Raw genomic sequence first — 24,088 nt, 5'->3', positions numbered from 1 at the left:
GGCCTCGTACGTGAAGCCCGTGGGCGCTCCCGTGGTCAGCCAGGCCACCGTGCCGGCACCGTCCTCGCCGAAGTCATGGCCCAGCGTGCCGCTCGTGTTCGTCGCGTTGGCGTCGTCACCCGTGCCGTCGGGGTTGCCACCCGTCAATGCATCGTCATCGAGCTGCACGTCGCCGTTGGCCGCCACCGACGGGCCGTCGTCCTCGAACACGATCGCCTCGCCGATGCCCACGCTGTCCGAGGCCTCGTCATCGTCCTCGTCGACCACCGTGATCACCGCGTTGAGCTTGCCGTCCAGGTTCACCGCGTCGTCATGGTCCGCGTCGTCCGGGTGGCCCAGCGTCGCGTACTGCGCCACGCTCACCTGCCCACTGGCATTGATGCGGATCGCGAACACCACCGTCCCGGTCTCGCCACCCGTGCGGCCCGTGACCGTGCCGTCGCTCTCCAGCCACAGCGTGATCGCCGCGCCCGCCGTGGTGACCAGGCCCGAGTCGGCCCCCTCGCCTCCCACGATCTCCAGCGTCACCTCGGTCGTGCCAGGAATGTCCGCCCCCACCGACGAGTCCGTGTCCACCAGGTCCACGTCCAGCGCCAGCCCGATCGCCGTGCCGTAGCCCACCGGGAAGGGGTTGGTGAACGGCGGGTCGTCGTCTTCCGCGTTCGCATCACCCGCGTCCACGCCCGCCGACTCGTCCAGCACCACCGAGTTGGCCGTGCGCTCGATCGCCGCCTCGGGCGTGTCGTCGTCCACGTTGATCACCAGCGTGCCATCGGCCGTGTCGTCGTCATCGTCCGTGACACGGTAGTTCACCGTGAACGACACGTTGTTCTCGTCGTCACCCGCCGCATGCGCGATCGGCGCGTTCTGCGTCACGCCATAGGCGCCCGTCGCCGGGTTCAGCGTGAGCGTCAGCACCGTCGTGCCGCCCTGCTTGACCAGCAGGCTGGTCCCATCGGCCTCGTACGTGAAGCCCGTGGGCGCTCCCGTGGTCAGCCAGGCCACCGTGCCGGCACCGTCCTCGCCGAAGTCATGGCCCAGCGTGCCGCTCGTGTTCGTCGCGTTGGCGTCGTCACCCGTGCCGCCGGGGTTGCCGCCCGTCAATGCATCGTCGTCGAGCTGCACGTTGCCGTTGGCCGAGACCGACGGGCCGTCGTCCTCGAACACGATCGCATCGCCGATGCCCACGCTCTGCGTTGCGACGTCATCATCACCATCCTGCTGCGTGATGACCGCATCGAGCTTGCCGCTGAGGTCCACCGCATCGTCGGGGTCCGCGTCGTCCGGGTGGCCCAGCGCCGCGTACTGCGCGACATCGACCAGGCCGTCGGCGTCAATCCTGATCGCGAAGATCACCGGGCCCGCAGCGCTGGTCGTGCGGCCAGTGACCGTGCCGTTGGCCTCCAGGTAAAGGTTGATGCCGACACCCGCGGCAGTGACCAGGCCGGACGACGCACCCGAGCCGCCGACGATGGACAGGCTCATCGCCGCGGGCGGCGCATTCTCGGAGTCAGCGCCCGTGGAGGTGGTCGCCGTCACCAGGTCCACGCCAACGACGGCGCCGATCGGGTCGCCGTAGGCGCCCGTGAACGGGTCGGCCACCGGCAGCGAGTCGTCGTCCTCGGCGTTGCCGTCGCTGCCATCCAGCCCCTGCGACTCGTCGAGGGTGATGCCATTGAGCGTGCGCTCGATGGAGGCGGTGGGCGCGTCGTCGACGAAGGCCAGGACGCCCAGCTCCCGGGTCGCGAACGAGCCCGTGTCGATGGAGAACGCGCCGATGTCGAAGGAAGCGTCGAGGTTACCGTTGGCGTTGCCGAGGTTTTCGACCAGGAGGCGGTCATGGAGGGAAGCCGTCGTGTACCGGACCACGTCGCCTGCTTCCACGCCGGTGAGCTTCAGCGTGCTGCCCGAGAAGTCCGCCGTGATGCCATTGGAGGAGGTGGCGCCACCTTCCGAGAAGTTGATCACGAGCGTACCGCGGGTGATGGTGACGCTCGAGATATTGATCGTGTCGTCGTTCCCGTAACCCGGGATGAAACTCGCCCCCTTTTCCGTGTTGTCACCATTGAGTTTCGCGGTCAGCAGGAGCGTGGCCCCCTTCGGCGGCTGCAACTGGACCACGGTGAACGTGGCCGCGTCGACCTGGTAGTACTCGTTGAACTGGATGTTGGCCGCGACGTCCGCCTCATTCTGGTCGAGGTTGGGAACCGTGTAGGTCGTGGTCGGGCCCTTGACGAAGGTGAAGTACATGCCTTCACCCGGATCGATCATCTGGTTGTTGGTGCCGATGGTGGTGGTGCCACCGGCATTGCCCGTGTTGACCGTGTCACCGCTCGACAGGCTTCCTGTGGTCGCCGGGCTCCTGCCGGTCACGACGATGGCCACTTCCTCTGTGGACGGCGAGCCATCACCGAACATCAGGAACAGGTTCTGGCCGGCCGGCGCGCCCGCGAGGGAGAAGTTGGTCGTCGTGTCGACCGCGATGTTCAGCGCGTCGGCAAGCTGCACCACGTCGTTCGCATCGGTCCCGTCAGGGTGCTTCAGCGGCTCGTACTGCTGCAGCCACAGCTTGGCCGACGTGGCGCCCACGTCGGTACCGTCCGTGCTGTTGACCCCGGTATCGAGGAAGGCGATGAAGACGATGGTGCCGCTAGCCGTCTTGCCGATGATGGCGTTGTTGTCGAAGGTGGAGGTGTAGAGGAGGACCGCCTCCCCGGTGAGCGTGAGCAACCCGGTGGGATCGCCGTCGTAGGGGGTGCTGTCGTCGGCCACGAAGCCGATGTCGCTCACGGCGCCGGTGAACGTGGTGATGGCGGTCCCGGTGGTGTTGGCCGTGGTCGCGCCATAGAGCGCGGTGGAGGTCGGGGTACCGCCCCCAGGCGCCTCCTGGCTCAACAACTGTGCAAATCGGTCCGGAATCTGGGCGGTGGTGTCGTAACTGGTGACACCACCTTGCGTTGCGTTCTGCGTGCCGGAGCTTTCGTCGACGGCAATGATCGTGGCCATGGCTGTCCCTCTTCTCGTGTCGCAGCCAATCAGGGGCCGGCCGCATCGCCCGCCAGACCACGTCGCAGCGTTGTCGCCTAGGCGTCTTAGGGTGACCCCTTAACGCCGAATTTGTAACAACAGGTCCGGGGAGCGAACGATGCGCCTACATGTGCGGGTGCAGCAATACACCGCTTGGAGTACAGCCAAAGTGTTCTTTTCGGCTTGATTTTTTGCCTTCAGGCGCGGCTTAACCTAAAAAGCATTGATCTCGATCATTGTCATTTTCACAAATGTTTTAAATCGTTAGGTTCCCATCCCTTGCTCGCACCTGATTCATGCCAGAGAGGTACTCGTGGATATCGCCGTTCTCATCGCCTACAACGACCCGGCCCGCGGACGCGAGATCTGCCGCGTGCTGGAATCCATCGCCCGCAGTGAATCCTTCGTGTGCGCGTCGTGCGACCTGGCGCGCCTGCTGGACGATGCCTCCCACCTGCGGCCCGACATCGCCATCGCCGAGATCCCCGAGGGGGAGCTCGTGGAGCGCACGCTGCGCCAGCTGCGGCGCGTGAGCCCGGGCACCCGCGTGCTGCTCGCCGCCGAAGTCGCCACGCAGGACCTGGTGATCGGCGCCATCCGCGGCGGCGCCGCGGGCATCCTGGAAGGCATCCCGGATCCGGACGACGTGGCCCAGGCCCTGGCCGCCGTGCAGGCCGACGGCGCCTGGTACGACCATGAACTGCTCTATCGCACCCTGCACCAGTGCCTGAGCACACCGCATGCGGCCGCCCCCACGGCCACCGGCGGCGAGAACCGGCTCACCGCGCGGGAAGAGGAGATCCTGACCCTCGCAGGGGACGGCCTGAGCAACAAGGAGATCGGCCGCCAGCTCGCGATCAGCGACACCACGGTGAAGACACACCTTCACCGCATCTACATGAAGCTCAATCGCAGCGGGCGCTACAAGGCCTTCCTGTCGCAGCCAGCGCCGCTCGCGCCCCTGTCCGATCCCTTGCGCCCGGGCCCGCCCGCGCGCGGTTCCGGCTGGGGCCCCCTGTCCTGAGGCGCTCCCCGGCGGAGGCGGTCAGTCCCCCAGCGCGCCGCAGATCGCCAGCACCGCCGCCGACTGGTTCATCGTGTAGAAGTGCAGGCCGGGCACGCCGGCCACCGTGAGCTGCTCGCACAGGCCGGCCACCACGTCGAGCCCGAAGGCCTTGATCGAGGCCGTGTCGTCACCGTAGCTTTGCAGGCGCAGCCGGATCCAGCGTGGGATCTCGGCGCCGCAGGCATCGGAGAACCGCATCAGCTGCGTGGAGCTGGTGATGGGCATGATGCCCGGCACGATCGGCACGTCGACCCCCAGCTTGTACAGGTCGTCGACATAGCGGAAGTAGGCGTCGCTGTTGAAGAAGTACTGCGTGATGCCCGAGTTCGCGCCGGCCTTCACCTTGGCCGCGAAGGCCTCCAGGTCCGACTGCGGCGACTTCGCCTGCGGATGCACCTCCGGGTAGGCCGCCACCTCGAGGTGGAAGTGGTCGCCCGTCTCCTCTCGGATGAAGGCCACCAGGTCGCTGGCATAGCGGAACTCGCCGCCCATGCCGTAGCCCGAGGGCAGGTCGCCGCGCAGGGCGACGATGCGCTGCACGCCGGCCGCGCGGTAGGCCGCCAGGCGCTCGCGGATGCTGGCCCGCGTCTGGCCGATGCACGAGAGGTGGGGCGCGGCGGGCACGCCCTCGCCCATGATCTCGGTGACGGCCGCCAGCGTGCCCTCCTGCGTCGAGCCGCCCGCGCCGAAGGTGACGGAGCAGAACTCCGGCTTCAGCGCGTACAGGGCCTGGCGCGCGGCGCGCAGCTTGGCCGCGCCCTCGGGCGTCTTGGGGGGAAAGAACTCAAGGCTGATGGGAAGCATCGGCTTCTCCTTCTCGCAATTCGAACAATCGGGGAATCGAGGGTCAACCGCCCTGGCGGGCGTGGATGAAGAACTCGCGGTTGCCGTCACCGCCGGCGATCGGGCTGTCGAACCAGCCCGCCACGCGCAGCCCCAGCGACTCGCAGCACACGCGCAGCCTGCGCTCCACCTCGGCGTACAGCGACGCATCGCGCACGATGCCGCCCTTGCCCACCTGCCCCGGCTGCAGCTCGAACTGCGGCTTGGCCAGCATCAGCAGGTCACCGCCCTCGGCCAGCAGCGGCGCCAGCGCCGGCAGCACCAGCGTGAGCGAGATGAACGACAGGTCGCCGGTGATGAAGCCGTAGGCCGCCTCGGGCAGGTCCGCCGCCACGAGGTGGCGCGCATTGATACGCTCCAGGCAGGCGACGCGCGCGTCGCCGCGGATGCGCGGGTGCAGCTGGCCGTGGCCCACGTCCACGCCCACCACGCGGGCCGCGCCCTGCTGCAGCAGGCAGTCGGTGAAACCGCCGGTGGACTGGCCCACGTCCAGGCACACGCGGCCCGCCACGTCGAGGCCGCTGGCGCGCAGCGCGCCGGCGAGCTTGAGGCCGCCGCGCGAGACATAGCGCACCTCGGCGTCGTCGGCCAGCTCGATCTCGCACCCGGCGGGCAGCTCCTCGCCGTTCTTGGCGACAGGCTTCCAGCCCTCGCGCGAGAGCCAGCGCATGCCCGAGGCGATCAGCCGCTGCGCCTGCGAGCGGCTGGTGGCCAGCCCGCGGTCCACGAGCAACTGGTCGGCGCGCATGCCGCTGCCTGCGCGATCAGTAGCGGTAGGTGTCCGGCTTGTACGGGCCCTGCTTGGGCACGCCGATGTAGTCGGCCTGCTCGTCGCTCAGCTCGGTGAGCTGCGCGCCGATCTTCTTCAGGTGCAGGCGGGCGACCTTCTCGTCCAGGTGCTTGGGCAGGGTGTAGACCTTGCCCACGTCGTAGCCCTCGGGGTGCGAGAACAGCTCGATCTGCGCGATCGTCTGGTTGGCGAAGGAGGAGGACATCACGAAGCTCGGGTGGCCGGTGGCGCAGCCCAGGTTCACCAGGCGGCCCTTGGCCAGCAGGATGATGCGCTTGCCGTCCTCGAAGATCACGTGGTCCACCTGCGGCTTGATCTCCTCCCACTGGCACTTGGCCTCGAGGGTCGCAACGTCGATCTCGTTGTCGAAGTGGCCGATGTTGCAGACGATGGCCTGGTCCTTCATCTTCGCCATGTGCTCGTAGGTGATGACCGACTTGTTGCCGGTGGCGGTCACGAAGATGTCGGCCTTGTCGGCGGCCCAGTCCATGGTCACCACGCGGAAGCCTTCCATGGCGGCCTGCAGGGCATTGATCGGGTCGATCTCGGTCACCCAGACCTGGGCCGAGAGGGCGCGCAGGGCCTGGGCCGAGCCCTTGCCCACGTCGCCATAGCCGGCCACCAGGGCCACCTTGCCGGCGATCATCACGTCGGTGGCGCGCTTGATGCCGTCCACCAGCGATTCGCGGCAACCGTACAGGTTGTCGAACTTGCTCTTGGTGACGGAGTCGTTGACGTTGATGGCGCGGAACATCAGCGTGCCCTTGGCCGACATTTCCTTCAGGCGGTGCACGCCGGTGGTGGTCTCCTCGGTCACGCCCAGGATCTGCGCGCTCTTGCGGCTGTACCAGGTGGGATCGACGGCCAGCTTGGCCTTGATGGACGCGAACAGGATGCGCTCTTCCTCGCTGCCGGGGTTGGTCAGGACGCTCGGGTCCCTCTCTGCGCGCTTGCCCAGGTGCATGAGCATGGTGGCGTCGCCGCCGTCGTCCAGGATCATGTTGGGGCCTTCGGTGGCCGAGCCCTTGGGGCCGAACTCGAAGATGCGGTGGGTGTAGTCCCAGTAGTCCTCGAGGGACTCGCCCTTGATGGCGAACACCGGCGTGCCGTTGGCGACGATGGCCGCGGCGGCATGGTCCTGGGTGGAGAAGATGTTGCACGAGGCCCAGCGCACGTCGGCGCCCAGCGCCTGCAGCGTCTCGATCAGCACCGCCGTCTGGATCGTCATGTGCAGCGAGCCGGTGATGCGCGCGCCCTTGAGGGGCTGCTTGGCCGCGAACTCCTCGCGGATGGCCATCAGGCCGGGCATCTCGGTCTCGGCGATGCGGATTTCCTTGCGGCCCCAGTCGGCCAGGGACAGGTCGGCGATGGCGCAGTCGGTCGTGGCTGCGGGCTTGAGGATGGCGTTCATGGGTGGCTCCAAGTCAGGTTCAACTGAAGGCCACGCCAGCCGGGGGAGGAGGCCTCACCGCACGGACAGCGTGGGTGAGCGTCGTTGCAAGAGATGGAATCCGAGCCTCGCACGGGACGTGCTGCAACGCTCCTCGGATGAAGCCCCGATTTTAGCGTGTCAGGGCTTGGCCCCGCGCGCCTCGCGTTTTTTCACCGCCGCCTCGATCCGCGCCAGCGTGGCGGCGTCGGGGTCGGGCCAGTTGCCGCCGCCCTGGCGGGCCATGTAGGCGACCGCCCGGGCGAGTTCCTCGAGGCTCAGGTCGGCGCGGCCGCCCTTGGGGGGCATCTGGCGGATGCCGGTCCAGGCGGTGGCGGTCAGGGCCGGCTGGCCCTCCCGGATCAGGGGTGCCCAGGCCTTGCGGTCCCCCAGCCGGGGGGCCTTGAGCAACCCCTCGCCGTGGCAGGCCATGCAGGCGTCGCGGACGATGGCCTCGCCGGAACGAGGGGCGGACTGGGCGCTGGCGGCCGTGGCGGCCGCCAGGAGGAGGGCGGGGATCAGGCGCATGACGGGACTATAGTGCGGCGCCCCGGTGCGGGCCGCCCCGGGCCAGTGGTAAAAGCGGGGCATGACCGCAGTGAACATGCCCGCCTCCCCGATCGACCCCATGCTGGCCAAGGTGGCCCCCGCCCTGCCCGAGGGCGACGGCTTCCTCTTCGAGCCCAAATGGGACGGCCTGCGCGCCCTGGTGTTCCGCACGCCCGCGGGCGTGGTGATCCAGGGCCGCGACCTCAAGCCCCTGAACCGCTACTTCCCCGAGCTGGAGAAGGCGCTGTCCGAGCAGCTCCCCAAGGGCTGCATCCTGGACGGCGAGATCGTCGTCTCCGGCCCGCAGGGGCTGGACGCCGAGTCGCTGCAGAAGCGGATCCAGATGTCCGAGTCCCTGATCGGGTTCCTGGCCCGCAAGGCGCCCTCCGCCTTCGTCGCTTTCGACCTGCTGGCCGCCGGCGGCCGCAGCACCATGGCCCTGCCCCTGCAGGACCGGCGCGCCCGACTCGAGCGCCTGCTGGCCGCCGCCAAGTCCCCCCTGCACCTCACCCCCCAGACCGCGGACCGGGCGGTGGCCCAGGACTGGCTGGCGCGCTTCCAGGGCGCCGGCCTCGACGGCGTCATGGCCAAGCCGGCCGACGCGCCCTACCAGCCGGCCAAGCGGACGCAGCTCAAGGTCAAGCACGCCCATACCGCCGATTGCGTGGTCGCCGGCTTCCACTGGCACACCGACCGCCAGGAGGCCGTCGGCTCCCTGCTGCTGGGGCTGTACGACGAAGCCGGCGTACTGCAGCCCGTGGGCACCGCCGCCACCTTCACCGTGGACATGCGGCGCGCGCTGGTGGCCGAACTGGCGCCCCTGCGCGAGAACGCGCTGGAGGGCCACCCCTGGCGCGACCAGGTGCAGACCCCGGAGAACCAGGGCGCCTGGCATGTGGGCAAGGCCCTGCGCTGGGAGCCGCTGCGGCCCGAGCGGGTGTGCGAGGTCAGCTACGAGCACCTGACCGGCAGGCGCTTCCGCGACGCCACCGCCTTCAAGGGCTGGCGCCTGGACAAGCCGGCGCACGCGTGCGGGTTCGACCAGCTGGCCGTGGCGACCCCGGCCGAACTCGGGCAGGTCCTCACGCCCTGGCTCAGGCGGGGCTGAGGCGGGACTCCCGGCGCGGCCGCCCCGCGCCGGCGGCCCGGCGGGATGGGCGCCGGCCAGGGCATCGGCGACAATCGGGGGTTCGGCTGCAGGCGCCCTGCAGTCTCCTGGCAACCTGCCGTCCCGACGGAGTTTCTTCCCTGTGTCCGCCTCACCGTTTGCCGCCGAGACCCGGCGTCGCCGCACCTTCGCCATCATCTCCCACCCCGACGCGGGCAAGACCACGCTGACGGAAAAGCTGCTGCTGTTCTCCGGCGCGATCCAGATCGCCGGCAGCGTGAAGGCGCGCAAGGCCTCGCGCCACGCCACCTCCGACTGGATGGAGATCGAGAAGCAGCGCGGCATCTCGGTGGCCTCCTCGGTGATGCAGATGCTGTATCGCGACCACGTGATCAACCTGCTGGACACCCCCGGCCACAAGGACTTCTCCGAGGACACCTACCGCGTGCTGACCGCGGTCGACGCCGCCCTGATGGTGATCGACGCGGCCAACGGCGTGGAGGCGCAGACGCGCCGCCTGATCGAGGTCTGCCGCCAGCGCAACACCCCCATCATCACCTTCGTCAACAAGATGGACCGCGAGGTGCGCGAGCCCCTGGACATCCTCGACGAGGTGGAGCGCGAGCTGGGCATGCCCTGCGTGCCCATGACCTGGCCGGTGGGCAAGGGCAAGCTGTTCGGCGGCATCATGAACCTGCGCACGAATGCCATGACGGTGTTCGAGTCCGGCAGCGAGCGCCGCCCGCAGGACTTCGAGACGATTCCGCTGGATGACGCCGCCACCCTGCAGGCCCGCTTCGGCGACGAGTACACCGCCGCCGCCGACAGCATGGAGCTGGCCGTGGGCGCCTCGCCCGCCTGGGACCACCCCGCCTTCCTCGACGGCAAGCAGACGCCCGTGTTCTTCGGCTCCGGCGTGAACAACTTCGGCGTGATGGAGGTGCTCGACGCCCTGGTCGACCTCGCCCCTGCGCCGCAGCCCCGCAAGAGCTCGCTGGTGGTGAACAAGCAGCTGGTCGAGAAGACCATCCAGCCCGACGACCCCGGTTTCGCCGGCGTGGTGTTCAAGGTGCAGGCCAACATGGACGCCAACCACCGCGACCGCATCGCCTTCGTGCGCATGGCCTCGGGCAAGTACACGCCGGGCATGAAGCTCAAGGTGCAACGCACCGGCAAGGAGCTGCGCCCGACCTCGGTGGTGACCTTCCTCTCGCAGCGCCGCGAGGCGGTCGATGAAGCCTACGCCGGCGACATCATCGGCTTCACCACCCATGGCGGCGTGCAGCTCGGCGACACCATCACCGATGGCGCCAACCTGCAGTTCACCGGCCTGCCGTTCTTCGCGCCGGAGATGTTCATGACGGTGCTGCTTCGCAACCCGCTGCGCACCAAGCAGCTGCAGCAGGGCCTGGCCCAGCTCGGCGAGGAAGGCGCGATCCAGGTGTTCCGCCCGCAGGCCGGCGGCGCCATGCTGCTGGGGGCCGTGGGCCAGCTGCAGTTCGAAGTGGTGCAGCACCGCCTGAAGGCCGAATACGACGCCGACATCCGCCTCGAGGGCTGCCAGTACACCGGCGCGCGCTGGATCACCGCCGACACGCCCCAGGAGCTGCGCGCCTTCTGCGACGCCTACCCGCAGCGCATGGCGCTGGACGCGGCGGACGCCCTGGCCTTCCTGTGCACTTCGCCCTACGACGTGCGCCTGGCCCAGGAGCGCTTCCCCAAGATCCACTTCCACCCGCTGCGCGAGCACGCGGGCCTGGCGCTGCAAGGCTGATCGCCGCGCCGGGGCAGGCCGCGCCGTCCGGGTGTTCCCGGATTGTTCCCCCGGGGGGCCGACCCTCCAATGCGAGGGTCCGGACCTCCTGGAGACACCGATGCGCCGACGCCTGATCGTCCAAGGGGCCGCTGCCGCGGCGGCCCTTCCCACCCTGAGCGCCCTGCCCGCGCGCGCGCAGTCCGACAACTTCCCGAGCCGGCCGGTCAAGCTGCAGATCGCCTTCCCCGCCGGCGGCCCCACCGACATCACCATGCGCCAGCTGGCCGACAACGCCGGCAAGGTGCTGGGCCAGCCGGTGATCGTGGAGAACAAGCCGGGCGCCGGCGGCACCCTGCCGGCCCAGGCCCTGCAGACGGCGCCGGCCGACGGCTACCTGCTGGCGCAGATCCCGCTGGGGGTCTTCCGCCTGCCCTACACCACCCGCATCACCTGGGACCCGGTCAAGGACATCAGCTACATCCTGAACCTCACCGGCTACGCCTTCGGCATCGTGGTGCCGGCCGACGGGCCGATCCGCACCTGGGCCGACTTCGTGGCCTACGCCCGCGCCAACCCCGGCAAGCTGTCCTACGGCTCCACCGGCACGCTGACCAGCCCGCACCTGACCACCGAGCTGATCGCGCAGCGCCTCGGGCTGCAGCTCAATCACGTGCCATACAAGGGCAGCGCCGACCTGATGCAGGCGCTGGCGGGCGGCCACCTCATGGCCGCCGCCGACTCCACCGGCTTCGCCTCGCTGGTGGCGGCGGGCAAGCTGCGGGTCCTCAACACCTGGGGCGAGAAGCGCCTCGAGAAATTCCCCGACGCGCCCACGCTGCGCGAGCTGGGCCTGGACATCGTGCAGAACTCGCCCTTCGGCATCGGCGCCCCGCGCGGCACGCCGCCCGAGGTGGTGGCGAAGCTGCACGACGCCTTCCGCAAGGCGATGGAGGAGCCCAGCTACGTGCAGGCGCTGACCCGCTACGACATGGTGCCGATGTACATGGGCCCGGCGGCCTATGCCCGGTTCGCGCAGGAGACCTTCGCCACCGAGAAGGCGCTGGTGGAGAAGCTCGGGCTGCTGCGGCAGCCCTGAAGCCCTCCCCCGGTTCGCCGAACGCTCAGGCCCGCGCCAGCACCGGCGCCAGCGCCAGGCCGGTGTGCGTGCCCAGGCGCACCACCTCCTCGGGCGGCGCGCTGGCCACCACGCGTCCGCCGCCGGTGCCGCCCTCGGGCCCGAGGTCGACGATCCAGTCGGCCTCGGCGATGACGTCGAGGTCGTGCTCGATCACCACCACGCTGTGGCCGCCGTCCACCAGCCGGTGCAGCACGCGAATCAGCTTCTCCACATCGGCCATGTGCAGGCCCACGGTGGGCTCGTCCAGCACGTAGAGCGTGTGCGGCGCCTTCTGGCCGCGGCGGGTGACGTCGTCACGCACCTTGCTCAGTTCGGTGACCAGCTTGATCCGCTGCGCCTCGCCGCCCGAGAGCGTGGGCGAGGGCTGGCCCAGCGTGAGGTAGCCCAGGCCCACGTCCTTGAGCAGCTGCAGCGGGTGGCTGATGGAGGGCATGGAGGCGAAGAATTCCACCGCCTCGTCCACCTCCATCTGCAGCACGTCGCCGATGCTCTTGCCGCGCCAGGTGACCGCCAGGGTCTCGGGGTTGAAGCGGGCGCCGCGGCAGGACTCGCACGGCACCTTCACGTCGGGCAGGAAGCTCATGGCGATGGTGCGCATGCCCTGGCCCTCGCAGGTGGGGCAGCGGCCCTCGCCGGTGTTGAAGGAGAAGCGGCCGGGGCCGTAGCCGCGGGCGCGCGCCTCCAGCGTATCGGCGAACAGCTTGCGGATGGTGTCCCAGAAGCCGATGTAGGTGGCGGGGCAGGAGCGCGGCGTCTTGCCGATGGGGGTCTGGTCCACCTCCAGCACGCGGTCCACCCCCTGGTAGCCGTCGAGCGAGCGGCAGTCCAGCCAGCCCGGGCGCTCGCCGCGGTCGTCGGCCTCGCGGCCGGCCTTGGTGCTGCGAAGCTGCACGGCCTGCTGCACGTTGTGCAGGAGCACGTCGCGCGCCAGGGTGGACTTGCCCGAGCCCGAGACGCCGGTGACGGCGACCAGGCGCTGCAGCGGCACGTCCACATCGACACCCTGCAGGTTGTGGAGGTCCGCGCCCCGCAGCTGCAGGTGGCGCTCGCCCGGGCCGCGCCGCGGCTTGAGCGGGTGCTTCATCGCGTGCAGCAGGTAGCGGCCGGTGAGCGAGTCGGGGTTGGAGGTGACCTCCGAGGCCGAGCCCTGGGCCACCACGCGGCCGCCGCGCTTGCCGGCGCTGGGGCCGATGTCGATGATGTGGTCGGCGCGGCGGATGGTGTCCTCGTCGTGCTCCACCACCACCAGGGTGTTGCCCTTGTCGCCCAGCTTGTGCAGGGCGTTCAGCAGGATCTGGTTGTCGCGGGCATGCAGGCCGATGGTGGGCTCGTCCAGCACGTAGCACACGCCCTGCAGGTTGGAGCCCAGTTGCGCCGCCAGGCGAATGCGCTGGGCCTCGCCGCCCGAGAGCGTGGGCGCGCCGCGGTCCAGGGTCAGGTAGCCCAGGCCCACCTCCTCCAGGAATTCGAGCCGGCTGCGGATCTCGGGGATCAGGTCGCGGGCGATGCCCTGCTCGCGGGTGGAGAGCGCGTTGCCGGCCTGCAGGCCCTCGACCCACTGGCGCACGTCGATCACCGACAGGGCCGCGATCTCGGCGATGCCGATGCCGTTGAACTTCACGCTGCGGGCCTGCGCATTGAGGCGGGTGCCGGCGCAGGTGGGGCAGGTCTCGTCGCTCACGTCCTCGACCTCGGGCTCGGCGAAGGTCTGCTCGCGGCCCTTGTTGTCCTCGGCCTGCAGGGTCTCGTCGTAGGCGCGGCGCTGCTCCTTGGTCAGGCGCACGCCGGTGCCCACGCAGTCGGGGCACCAGCCATGCTTGCTGTTGTAGGAGAACAGGCGCGGGTCCAGCTCCGGGTAGGAGGTGCTGCACACCGGGCAGGCGCGGCGGGCCGAGAACACCTCCACCTTCCCGATGTGGTGGTGGTTGCCCAGGCCCATCTCGAAGGCCTCGCGCAGGCCGTCCAGCGGGGCCAGCACGTGCAGCACGCCCTTGCCATGCTCCAGGGCCGCGGCCAGCGCCTCGCGCAGCTGCGGCTCGACCTCCGGCGTGACGGTGAAGTCCGCCACCGGCAGCTCGATGGTGTGCTCCTTGAAGCGGTCGATGCGCGGGAAGCCGGTGGTGGGCAGGAAGTTGCCGTCCACCCGCAGGTGGGTGTAGCCGCGCGCGCGGCCCCACTCGGCCAGCTCGGTGTAGACGCCCTTGCGGTTCACCACCAGGGGCGCGAGCAGGCCGATGTGCTGGCCGCGGTAGCGGGTCAGGAGCTGGGCGGCGATGCTGTCCGGCGTCTGCGGGCGCACCTCGGCGCCGTCCTTCACGCAATGCTGGATACCGAGCTTCACGTACAGCAGGCGCAGGAAGTGCCAGACCTCGGTGGTGGTGCCCACCGTGGACTTGCGGCCGCCGCGCGAGAGCCGCTGCTCGATGGCCACCGTGGGCGGGATGCCGTAGACCGCGTCCACCTCGGGCCGGCCGGCCGGCTGCACGATGCTGCGGGCGTAGGCGTTGAGCGACTCGAGGTAGCGGCGCTGGCCCTCGTTGAACAGGATGTCGAAGGCCAGGGTCGACTTGCCCGAGCCCGAGACGCCGGTGACCACGCTGAACTTGTTGTGCGGGATGCTGACCGTCATCGACTTCAGGTTGTGCTCCCGCGCGTTGACGATCTCGATCGCCTCGGTGCGGCGAGCCTTCACCACCGCCTGCAGCGGGCGGCCCTCCTCGGCCTTCTGCGGGCCGGCGCCCAGCGCATGGTCGTACTCGCGCAGGGCCTGGGCGGTGTGCGAGGTGGGGTGGTTCTTCACCTCCTCGGGCGGGCCCTCGGCCACCAGCAGGCCGCCGGCGTCGCCGCCCTCGGGGCCGAGGTCGATCAGCCAGTCGCTGGCCCGGATCACGTCCAGGTTGTGCTCGATCACCACCAGCGAGTGGCCCGCCTCCAGCAGCTTGCGCAGCGCCCGCATCAGCTTGGCGATGTCATCGAAGTGCAGGCCGGTGGTGGGCTCGTCGAACAGGAACAGCGTGCCCTTGGTGGCCAGGGGCTGGTGGCTGCGGCGGCCGGCCGCCTCGGCCAGGAAGCCGGCGAGCTTCAGGCGCTGCGACTCGCCGCCCGAGAGCGTGGGCACGGGCTGGCCCAGCTTCACGTACTCCAGGCCCACGTCGACGATGGGCTGCAGGGCGCGGATCACGTCGCGGTCATTGGCAAAGAGCTGCGCCGCCTCGCTGACGGTGAGTTCCAGCACGTCGGCCACGTTGAGCGTGCGGGGGCGCAGCTCGCCCACGGCCTGGCGCTCGATGGTGACCTCCAGGATCTCCGGCCGGTAGCGCTTGCCGTCGCAGTCGGGGCAGCGCAGGTAGACGTCGGAGAGGAACTGCATCTCCACATGCTCGAAGCCGGAGCCGCCGCAGGTGGGGCAGCGGCCGTCGCCGCTGTTGAAGCTGAACTTCGCGCCGGTGTAGCCCCGCTGCCGCGAGAGCGGCGCGGTGGCGAAGATCTCGCGGATCGCGTCCCAGGCGCCGACATAGCTGACCGGGTTGGAGCGCGCGGTCTTGCCGATGGGGGACTGGTCCACGAACACCACGTCACCGAGGTGGTCGGCGCCGAGCAGGCGGTCGTGCCGGCCGGCCGACTCGGTGGCCTTGCCGAACTGCCGCAGCAGCGCGGGTGCGAGGATGTCCTGGATCAGGGTGGACTTGCCCGAGCCCGAGACGCCGGTGACGCACACCAGGCGCTGCAGCGGGAACTCGATGGACAGGTCCTGGAGGTTGTGCTCCCGTGCGCCTTCGAGCACCAGGCGCGGCGTGGAATCCGTCACCGCGCGCTTGAAGCCCATGCCGACCTGGCGGCGGCCGCCGAGGTAGGCGCCGGTGAGGGTGTCGGCATGGCGAAGCTGGTCGGTGGTGCCGTCGAAGACGATCTGGCCGCCCTTCTCGCCGGGCGCGGGGCCCATGTCGATCATGCGGTCGGCGGCGAGCATCACCGCCGGGTCATGTTCCACCACCACCAGGGTGTTGCCGGCATCGCGCAGGCGCTTCATGGCCTCGGTGATGCGGTGGATGTCGCGCGGGTGCAGGCCGATGCTGGGCTCGTCGAGCACGAACAGCGTGTTCACCAGCGAGGTGCCCAGCGCAGTGGTGAGGTTGATCCGCTGCACCTCGCCGCCCGAGAGGGTGCGGCTCTGGCGGTCCAGCGTGAGGTAGCCGATGCCCACGTCCACCAGGTACTTCAGGCGGTGGGTGATTTCCTCGAACAGCAGCTTGAGCGCCTGCGCGTCCTCGCCCGCGGGCAGGGCGACGCGGTCGAAGAAGGTCCGCAGCCGGTCGATCGGCAGCAGCATCAGGTCATGCAGCGACAGGCCCGGCAGCGCCTCCAGCTGCTCGCGGCTCCAGCCGGTGCCCACCGGCTGGAAGCGCTTGGCGGGGGCGAGCACCGCGTCGGCATCTTCCCTGGAGCCCAGGCGCCACAGCAGCGGCTCGGTCTTGAGGCGCGCGCCGCCGCAGGTCTCGCAGGGCGTGTAGCTGCGGTACTTGGACAGCAGCACCCGAATGTGCATCTTGTACGCCTTGCTTTCCAGGTACTGGAAGAAGCGCTTGATGCCGTACCACTGCTTGTTCCACTGCCCCTCCTTGAAGCCGGGCGTGCCATCGAGCACCCAGGCCTTCTGCTCGGGGGTGAGCTTGTACCAGGGGGTGTCGCGCGGGATGCCGGCGGTCTCGGCATGGCGCATCAGGTCGTCCTGGCACTCGGCCCAGGCCGGGGTCTGGATCGGCTTGATCGCGCCGGCGCGCAGCGTGAGCTTCTCGTTGGGGATCACCAGGCCCCAGTCCACGCCGATGACGCGGCCGAAGCCGCGGCAGGCCTCGCAGGCGCCCACCGCGCTGTTGAACGAGAACATGGAGGGGATCGGGTCGGCGTAGCGGATGTCGCTGTCCGGGCAGTGCAGGCCGGTGGAGAACCGCCACGCTTCCCAGGCCTCTTCGCCGACCTGGGCGTAGACCGTGAGCCGGCCCGCGCCGCGCTTGAGGGCGACCTCGATCGCCTCGATCGCGCGGATCCGCTCCGTGCCCTGGAGCCGGAAGCGGTCGGCCACCACGTCGAGCACCTTGCGCGGGCCGGTGACCGTGGCCACCTCGCGCTCGGCATGCACCCGGGTGAAGCCGCTGGCGGCCAACCACTGCTCCACTTCCTCGGCGGTGGTGGAGGCGGGCAGTTCGACCGGGAAGGTCACGACCAGGCGCGGGTCGGCTTCCTTCGTGCGGGCCAGCAGGTCTGCGTAGATGGTGTCCGGCGTGTCGTGCCGCACCGGCTGCGCGGTCTGGCGGTCGAACAACTGCGCGGCGCGGGCGAACAGCAGCTTGAGGTGGTCGTTCAGCTCCGTCATCGTGCCGACCGTGGAGCGCGAGGAGCGCACCGGGTTGGTCTGGTCGATGGCGATGGCGGGCGGCACGCCCTCCACCCGGTCGACCGCGGGCTTGTCCATGCGGTCCAGGAACTGGCGGGCGTAGGCGGAGAAGGTCTCCACGTAGCGGCGCTGGCCTTCGGCGTAGAGCGTGTCGAACACCAGGCTCGACTTGCCCGAGCCGCTGGGGCCGGTGACCACGGTCAGCTCGCCGGTGCGCAGGTCGAGGTCGAGGTTCTTGAGGTTATGTTGCCTGGCGCCGCGGATGCGGATCAATCCCTGGGTCATACGGCTCTTGGTTCTGGGTGGGGGCCCGACATTCTAGGAACGCCTCCGCAGGCCCGCCGGCCGGCCGCCCCCGCATCCGGCGGCCATGAATTCTTTTGGATTCACTCCGCGCCTGCGAATCCTCAAGCCGTGCGTAAAAAGGCGGTCATTTGCCCTCTGTTCGGGCCCACGGAAGCTTTCGGCATGCCTATGCTTCAGTCTGCGGACACCCGTCCGCCACCTGCCCATGATCGCTTCCCGCCTGCTGCCCACCCTCCACCCCCAGACCCTGGCCTCCAGGCTGACGGCGCTGGCGGCCGTGGTCTGCCTGGCCCTGGGCGCCATGTGGTGGTTCACGCTGGACCGCGGCGCCCATGAAATGGCGGAGGCCCGCATCGACGAGGCCGAGCGCAACGACCGCCTGGCCCTGGCGCACGAGCAGCAGGTGCACCTGGTGCTGCGCACGCTGGACGAGGCGCTGCTGACGCTGTCCGACGACCGCGAGCTCGTCGAGCGCATGCTGGCCGGCGAGGCCGGGGTGCCGCGCCACCTGGCCCAGCGGGGCCTGCGCATCGGGCTGGCGGACGACCGCGGCCGCCGCGCCGGGGACGACGGCCAGCTGCCCACCGGCTGGACCGAGCGCCTGCGCGCCCACCACCGCAGCGGCGACCCCTGGCAGGCCTATGTCCAGGTGCCCGAGCGGGATGTCACCGGCGAGGGCTGGGTGACCACCCTCTCGCGGTCGCTGCTGGACCGGCAGGGCAACTTCATCGGCGTGGTCTACGCGCGCCTCGACCCCCGCGCCTTCCTCGAGTTCTTCCAGAAGGCGCCGCTGGGCGACAGCGACGTGATCGTGCTGCTCGGAAGCGACGGCCGCAGCCGCGCGCGGCGTACCGGCTCCGACTACAGCTTCGGCGACAGGCTCGGCGACACGCAGGGCAACGCCCCGCTGCGCAAGGAGGTCGCGAACCAGGCCATCGGCCACGCCGTCGCCGACAGCCCGGTGGACGGCGTGCGCCGCTTCTACAGCTGGCGATCCATCGAGAACTATGGCCTGACCGCGATGGTGGGGACCTCCTTTGCCGGCGTCATGCAGTCGGTGGCGGACCGCAATGCCCGCTACCGGTGGACGGCCCTGGCCGTGACCGCGCTGCTGCTCGCCGGCGGCGCCGCGCTGGCCCTCGCCATCGCCCGCCACGACCGGGCGCAGGCTCGCCTGCGCGCCAGCGAACAGCGGCTGGCCGGCATCATCGAGTCGGCGATGGACGCCATCATCACCGTCGACTCGAATCAGCGCATCGTGGTGTTCAACGCTGCGGCGGCCGACATGTTCCGCCGCGACCCGGTCGACACCCTGGGCCAGCCCGTGGGCCTCCTGCTGCCCCGGCGTTTCCGCTCCGCCCACCCGCGGCACATGCAGCAGTTCTCCCACACGCATGCCACGCCCCGCTCGATGGGCCGCGGCGGCCATATCTGGGCGCTGCGCGCGGACGGCCAGGAGTTCCCGGCCGACGCCTCCATCTCCACCATCGAGATCGATGGCCAGCCCCTGTATTCCGTGGTGCTGCGGGACATCACCGCGCGCCTGGCGGCCGAGGCCAAGCTGCGTGACAGCGAGGAGTCCTACCGGCTGCTGTTCGAGAACAACCTGGACGGCCTGCTCCTGGGCGACGACGTGGGCGAGGTCGGCCGCGTCAACCCGGCCGCCTGCCGCCTGCTGGGGCTGACGGAGGCGCAGGTCCTCGAGCGGGGCCTGGAGGTGCTGCGCAGCGAGGAGAACGCGCTGGACCTGGCGCTGGAGGAATGCCGCTTCGCCGGCCAGGCACGCGGCCAGTTCACCGTGGCCCGGCCGGACGGCACCACCGTGCACCTGGAGGCCGCCTTCAGCGCCTGGATGGACAGCGGCGGCCGCCACCGCAGCAGCGTGATCCTGCACGACGTGACCGAGCGCCACCTGGCGCAGGCGGCGCAGGCGGCCCTGGTGAACCAGCTGCGGCAGTCGCAGAAGATGGAGGCGCTGGGCAGCATCGCCGGCGGCATCGCGCACGACTTCAACAACGTGATCGCCGCCATCCTGGGCAACGCCCGGCTCGCGCAGGGCCACCTGGGCGAGGCCGCGATGACCGCGCACTACCTCAAGGAAATCAACAGCGCGGGCTTTCGCGCGCGCGAGCTGGTCAAGCGCATCATGACCTTCAGCCGCAAGCAGCCCGCGGTCTTCGTGCGCCAGCCGCTGGGGCCGGTGCTGCGCGAGGCGGTGGACCTGCTGCGCGCCACCCTGCCCTCGGGCGTGACGATCTCGCTGCGCGGCGAGGACACCCATGCCCCGGTGCGCGCCGACGCGACGCAGCTGCACCAGGTGGTGATGAACCTCGGCACCAACGCCTGGCAGGCCATGGGCCAGCGCACCGGCCGCATCGACGTGGCGATCGAGCGCGAGCCGGACGCGCCCTGGGTGCGCCTGGTGTTCGAGGACAACGGCAACGGCATGGACGCGGCCACCCAGGCCCGCGTCTTCGAGCCGTTCTTCACGACCAAGCCCGACGGCGAGGGCACCGGCCTGGGCCTGTCCGTCGTCCAGGGCATCGTCGAGGCGCACCAGGGGCGCATCTCGGTGACCAGCGCGCCCGGCAAGGGCTGCCGCTTCGAGATCCTGCTGCCCATCGCGCCGCCGGCGGACGGGCGGTTCGACCCGGAGTCCGTGCGCCTGCCGCCCTCGCGCCTGGCGCCGGCGCCGGTCCCCCTGCCGCCGGAGACGGCCCCCGCACCCGCACCCGCACCCGCACCTCGGCCCGAGGCGGCAGCGCCCGAAGGGAGCGGCCGCCACGTGGTGTATGTGGACGACTATGAGGCCATGGTGGCCATGGTCACCGCGGTCCTGGAGGGCCAGGGGTTCCGCGTCAGCGGCTTCGACAGCAGCCCCCGCGCGCTGGCCTTCATCGAGGCGAACGCCGACGACATCGACCTGCTGATCACCGACTACAACATGCCCGAGATGTCGGGCCTGGACCTCACCCGCGCCGCGCGCCGCCTGCGGCCCGGCCTGCCGGTGATCGTGGCCTCCGGCCACCTCAGCGCCGACCTGCGAGCCGGCGCGGCCGAGGCCGGCGTGAACTGCCTGTTCGACAAGCCGGCCGGCATCGACGAGCTGTGCCAGCGCATCGCCGAGCTGCTGCCGTCGGCCGAGGCGCAGACCGATCGCGGATAAGGCCGGTTTCCTGCCGGTTTTCGGCGCTTGGCCGGCGCCGGCCAGGACCTAAGGTGGAGCTCCCCGGAGCTGCAACGTCCCGCAGCCCCCTTGACCACCTTCCTGTCCTTGCGCCCATGAACACCCAGACCATGAAACTCCGCACCCGGCTGGGGCTGGCCTTCCTCGCGATGGTGATGCTGACCATGCTGGTCGGCGGCTTCGCGATCAGCCGCCTCGCCCAGGTCAATGCCGGCACCGTCGAGATCGGCACCAACTCGCTACCCAGCATCAAGGCGCTGGGCGACCTGCGAGCCAACGCGAACCAGATTCGCCGGGTGGAAGCCGACCATCTCCTGTCCAGCGACCTCCCCGAGATGGACGGGCTCGAGAAGCGCCTGGCCGACCTCAAGGCCTCCTACGAGACCAAGCTGCGCGATTACGACCGCCTGGTGGCGTCGCCCGCCGAGCGCGAGGCCTACGAGGCCCTGCGCAAGCAGACCGCGACCTACTTCGAGATCCAGCCCAAGGTCATCGCGGTGTCGCGCGGTGGCGACAAGACCCTCGCCGAGGCCAAGGCCCTGTTCCGCGGCGACTCGCGCGCCGCCTTCAACGCCCTGGTCGGCGAGATCGGCAGGCTCGTAGAGGTCAATGACAAGGCCTCGGACGCAGCCGTCGCCGCGGCCGCCGCGGCCTACCGCTCCGCCATCGTGTGGAGCGTGGCCATGATCGTCCTGGCCATGGCCGTGGCCGCAGTGCTGGGCGTGTGGATCGTGCGCAGCATCACGCGCCAGCTTGGCGCCGAGCCCGCCGAGGCCGCCGCCCTGGCCCGCCGCGTCGCCGACGGCGACCTCAGCGCCCCCATCACCCTGCGCAACGGCGACTCCGCCAGCCTCATGGCCGCCCTCAAGCGCATGCAGGACAGCCTCGCGGCCATCGTCCACAACGTGCGCTCCGGCGCCGAAGGCGTGGCCACCGCCAGCGCCCAGATCTCCCAGGGCACCACCGACCTGTCCAGCCGCACCGAGGAACAGGCCAGCGCCCTGGAGCAGACCTCCGCCTCCATGAAGGAGCTGGCCTCCACCGTCGAACAGAACGCCTCCAACGCCCAGCAGGGCTCGCGCCTGGCCAGCGACGCCTCCGGCGTCGCCCAGCGCGGCGGCGAGGTCGTGCGACAGGTCGTCGAGACCATGAAGGGCATCAACGACTCCTCGCGCCAGATCGCCGACATCATCTCCGTCATCGACGGCATCGCCTTCCAGACCAACATCCTGGCCCTCAACGCCGCCGTCGAGGCCGCCCGCGCCGGCGAGCAGGGCCGCGGCTTCGCCGTCGTCGCCGGCGAGGTGCGCACCCTCGCCCAGCGCAGCGCCGAGGCCGCCAAGCAGATCAAGGACCTCATCACCACCAGCGTCGAGCGCGTGGGCGAAGGCAGCGCCCTGGTCGACCAGGCCGGCACCACCATGGGCGAGGTCGTCGACGCCATCCAGCGCGTGTCCGACCTCATGGCCAGCATCTCGCGCGCCTCCACCGAGCAGAGCGCCGGCGTCGCCCAGATCGGCGAGGCCGTCAACCAGATGGACACCACCACCCAGCAGAACGCCGCACTCGTCGAGGAAAGCGCCGCCGCCTCCGACAGCCTGCGCTCGCAGGCCGGCCAGCTGGTGGAGACGGTCGCCGTGTTCAAGCTGGGCACCGCCTCGCGCGCCCCGGCTCCCGCCGTGACGGCGCCCACCGCCGCCCCGGCCAAGGCCCCGGCCGGCAACGTGGTGCGCCCGAGCTTCAAGCCGCGCCCGGCCCCCGCCGCGGTGCCGGCCGCTGCCCCGGCCGCGACCGGCACCCACGACGAGTGGAACAGCTTCTGACACCCGCCGGGTAGCACGCCATGCGAAGCAACGCCATGACACTCGGCCAGCGCCTGGGCCTGGCCTTCACCCTGATGCTGGGGCTGACCCTGGGGGTGGGCGGCCTCGGCGCCGAGCGGCTGTCGCGCGTGAGCGCCAGCGCGGCGGAGACCGACGCACGCTGGCTCCCGCGCATCAACGCGGTCAACGACCTGCGCACCGCCGCCAACCGCATCCGCCGCACCGAGGCCGACCACGTGATGGCGGCCACGCCCGCGCAGAAGGCCGACATCGAAAAGCGCCTGGCCGGCTTCAACGCCGACTTCCTGAAGAAGGACAAGGCCTACGACGACATCGCCGCGCCGGGCGAGGAACGCGCCGGCTTCGAGGCCTACGCCCGTGACCGCGCCCGCTACCTCGCGGCGCAGGACAAGCTGCTGGCGCTTTCGCGCGACGGCGCCGGCGATGCCGCGAGGGCCTTGTACGACGGCGAGTCGCGCGCCGCCTTCGACGCCATGATCGTCGACCTGCGCACGGTCGCCGCGGTCAACGAGAAAGGCTCCAAGGCAGCCGCCGCCACCGCGCGCGACACCTACGCGCAGGCGCAGCGCTGGCTGCTGGCCATGCTGGTCCTGGCCATCGCGATGGCTGCGGTGCTGGGCGTGTGGATCGTGCGCGGCATCACGCGCCAGCTCGGCGCCGAGCCCGCCGAGGCCGCCGCCCTGGCCCGCCGCGTCGCCGACGGCGACCTCAGCGCCCCCATCACCCTGCGCAACGGCGACTCCGCCAGCCTCATGGCCGCCCTCAAGCGCATGCAGGACAGCCTCGCGGCCATCGTCCACAACGTGCGCTCCGGCGCCGAAGGCGTGGCCACCGCCAGCGCCCAGATCTCCCAGGGCACCACCGACCTGTCCAGCCGCACCGAGGAACAGGCCAGCGCCCTGGAGCAGACCTCCGCCTCCATGAAGGAGCTGGCCTCCACCGTCGAACAGAACGCCGCCAACGCCCAGCAGGGCTCGCGCCTGGCCAGCGAGGCCTCCGGCGTCGCCCAGCGCGGCGGCGAGGTCGTGCGACAGGTCGTCGAGACCATGAAGGGCATCAACGACTCCTCGCGCCAGATCGCCGACATCATCTCCGTCATCGACGGCATCGCCTTCCAGACCAACATCCTGGCCCTCAACGCCGCCGTCGAGGCCGCCCGCGCCGGCGAGCAGGGCCGCGGCTTCGCCGTCGTCGCCGGCGAGGTGCGAACCCTCGCCCAGCGCAGCGCCGAGGCCGCCAAGCAGATCAAGGACCTCATCACCACCAGCGTCGAGCGCGTGGGCGAAGGCAGCGCCCTGGTCGACCAGGCCGGCACCACCATGGGCGAAGTCGTCGACGCCATCCAGCGCGTGTCCGACCTCATGGCCAGCATCTCGCGCGCCTCCACCGAGCAGAGCGCCGGCGTCGCCCAGATCGGCGAGGCCGTCAACCAGATGGACACCACCACCCAGCAGAACGCCGCACTCGTCGAGGAAAGCGCCGCCGCCTCCGACAGCCTGCAGTCGCAGGCCCGCAACCTGGTCGGCGTGGTCTCGGTCTTCCGCCTCGCGGCCACCTGAACCGGGGGCCTTCCCGGCCGTGGAGACTCAGCCGGGAAAAAGTTTGAAACAGGTGATGGCGGCCGTGGCCCGGCCTCCTATCGTGGCGCCT

13 protein-coding genes and 1 riboswitch are annotated in these 24,088 nt (G+C 70.5%); of the genes, 7 read left to right on the top strand and 6 right to left on the bottom strand.

Going from position 1 to position 24,088, the window contains the following annotated elements; translation table 11 throughout:
- On the bottom strand, positions 1–3,006 hold a 3,006-nt coding region (locus ACFQZY_RS17340; protein ID WP_377418151.1), incomplete at its 3' end, for a beta strand repeat-containing protein.
- A 334-nt stretch (positions 3,007–3,340) separates the two neighbouring features.
- Here ACFQZY_RS17340 and ACFQZY_RS17335 point away from each other — a divergent pair.
- Entirely contained in the window at positions 3,341–4,051 is a 711-nt protein-coding gene (locus ACFQZY_RS17335) for a LuxR C-terminal-related transcriptional regulator (RefSeq protein ID WP_377418149.1), read from the top strand.
- Between the two features lie 21 nt (positions 4,052–4,072).
- Here ACFQZY_RS17335 and metF read toward each other — a convergent pair whose 3' ends face one another.
- From metF to ACFQZY_RS17315, 4 genes are all read right to left on the bottom strand, one after another.
- Positions 4,073–4,897: a methylenetetrahydrofolate reductase [NAD(P)H] gene (gene metF, locus ACFQZY_RS17330; RefSeq protein WP_377418147.1), complete on the bottom strand. Its 825-nt coding sequence runs from the start codon at positions 4,895–4,897 to the stop codon at positions 4,073–4,075.
- 43 nt (positions 4,898–4,940) lie between these two features.
- Complete coding sequence (locus ACFQZY_RS17325) at positions 4,941–5,684, bottom strand: TlyA family RNA methyltransferase (protein WP_377418145.1); 744 nt, start codon at positions 5,682–5,684, stop codon at positions 4,941–4,943.
- 16 nt (positions 5,685–5,700) lie between these two features.
- Entirely contained in the window at positions 5,701–7,137 is a 1,437-nt protein-coding gene (gene ahcY, locus ACFQZY_RS17320) for an adenosylhomocysteinase (RefSeq protein ID WP_377418143.1), read from the bottom strand.
- A 69-nt stretch (positions 7,138–7,206) separates the two neighbouring features.
- A riboswitch (S-adenosyl-L-homocysteine riboswitch) is annotated at positions 7,207–7,278 on the bottom strand.
- Between the two features lie 18 nt (positions 7,279–7,296).
- Positions 7,297–7,683, bottom strand: coding sequence for a c-type cytochrome (locus tag ACFQZY_RS17315; RefSeq protein ID WP_377418141.1), 387 nt, complete (start codon positions 7,681–7,683; stop codon positions 7,297–7,299).
- Positions 7,684–7,744: 61 nt separating this feature from the next.
- On the opposite strand from ACFQZY_RS17315, the gene ACFQZY_RS17310 reads away from it, so the two are divergent.
- The 3 genes from ACFQZY_RS17310 (at position 7,745) to ACFQZY_RS17300 (ending at position 11,664) form a co-directional block, all read left to right on the top strand.
- Positions 7,745–8,812, top strand: a complete 1,068-nt coding sequence (locus ACFQZY_RS17310; protein WP_377418139.1) for an ATP-dependent DNA ligase — start codon at positions 7,745–7,747, stop codon at positions 8,810–8,812.
- A 142-nt stretch (positions 8,813–8,954) separates the two neighbouring features.
- Positions 8,955–10,586: a peptide chain release factor 3 gene (locus ACFQZY_RS17305; RefSeq protein ID WP_377418137.1), complete on the top strand. Its 1,632-nt coding sequence runs from the start codon at positions 8,955–8,957 to the stop codon at positions 10,584–10,586.
- A 100-nt stretch (positions 10,587–10,686) separates the two neighbouring features.
- Complete coding sequence (locus tag ACFQZY_RS17300; RefSeq protein ID WP_377418135.1) at positions 10,687–11,664, top strand: tripartite tricarboxylate transporter substrate binding protein; 978 nt, start codon at positions 10,687–10,689, stop codon at positions 11,662–11,664.
- Positions 11,665–11,689: 25 nt separating this feature from the next.
- Here ACFQZY_RS17300 and uvrA read toward each other — a convergent pair whose 3' ends face one another.
- Positions 11,690–17,386: an excinuclease ABC subunit UvrA gene (gene uvrA, locus ACFQZY_RS17295; RefSeq protein WP_377418133.1), complete on the bottom strand. Its 5,697-nt coding sequence runs from the start codon at positions 17,384–17,386 to the stop codon at positions 11,690–11,692.
- 226 nt (positions 17,387–17,612) lie between these two features.
- Here uvrA and ACFQZY_RS17290 point away from each other — a divergent pair, with 226 nt between their 5' ends.
- The 3 genes from ACFQZY_RS17290 (at position 17,613) to ACFQZY_RS17280 (ending at position 23,997) form a co-directional block, all read left to right on the top strand.
- Positions 17,613–20,573: a PAS domain S-box protein gene (locus tag ACFQZY_RS17290; protein ID WP_377418131.1), complete on the top strand. Its 2,961-nt coding sequence runs from the start codon at positions 17,613–17,615 to the stop codon at positions 20,571–20,573.
- A gap of 131 nt (positions 20,574–20,704) precedes the next feature.
- Positions 20,705–22,417 (top strand): methyl-accepting chemotaxis protein, encoded by a 1,713-nt coding sequence (locus ACFQZY_RS17285; protein WP_377418129.1) that lies wholly within the window; start codon positions 20,705–20,707, stop codon positions 22,415–22,417.
- Positions 22,418–22,452: 35 nt separating this feature from the next.
- Positions 22,453–23,997 (top strand): methyl-accepting chemotaxis protein, encoded by a 1,545-nt coding sequence (locus ACFQZY_RS17280; RefSeq protein WP_377418127.1) that lies wholly within the window; start codon positions 22,453–22,455, stop codon positions 23,995–23,997.
- Positions 23,998–24,088: the final 91 nt, after the last annotated feature.

The organism is Ramlibacter sp. GCM10027632 (genome assembly GCF_042675325.1).
Taxonomy (GTDB): domain Bacteria; phylum Pseudomonadota; class Gammaproteobacteria; order Burkholderiales; family Burkholderiaceae_C; genus Ramlibacter.
This window is presented reverse-complemented; position numbering and strand designations above follow the sequence as displayed.

Coding starts and splice junctions, on each gene's coding strand:
- metF (WP_377418147.1), bottom strand. CDS start 4,897: ATGCTTCCCATCAGCCTTGAGTTCTTTCCCCCCAAGACGCCCGAGGGC.
- ACFQZY_RS17325 (WP_377418145.1), bottom strand. CDS start 5,684: ATGCGCGCCGACCAGTTGCTCGTGGACCGCGGGCTGGCCACCAGCCGC.
- ahcY (WP_377418143.1), bottom strand. CDS start 7,137: ATGAACGCCATCCTCAAGCCCGCAGCCACGACCGACTGCGCCATCGCC.
- ACFQZY_RS17315 (WP_377418141.1), bottom strand. CDS start 7,683: ATGCGCCTGATCCCCGCCCTCCTCCTGGCGGCCGCCACGGCCGCCAGC.
- ACFQZY_RS17310 (WP_377418139.1), top strand. CDS start 7,745: ATGACCGCAGTGAACATGCCCGCCTCCCCGATCGACCCCATGCTGGCC.
- ACFQZY_RS17300 (WP_377418135.1), top strand. CDS start 10,687: ATGCGCCGACGCCTGATCGTCCAAGGGGCCGCTGCCGCGGCGGCCCTT.
- uvrA (WP_377418133.1), bottom strand. CDS start 17,386: ATGACCCAGGGATTGATCCGCATCCGCGGCGCCAGGCAACATAACCTC.
- ACFQZY_RS17290 (WP_377418131.1), top strand. CDS start 17,613: ATGATCGCTTCCCGCCTGCTGCCCACCCTCCACCCCCAGACCCTGGCC.
- ACFQZY_RS17285 (WP_377418129.1), top strand. CDS start 20,705: ATGAAACTCCGCACCCGGCTGGGGCTGGCCTTCCTCGCGATGGTGATG.
- ACFQZY_RS17280 (WP_377418127.1), top strand. CDS start 22,453: ATGACACTCGGCCAGCGCCTGGGCCTGGCCTTCACCCTGATGCTGGGG.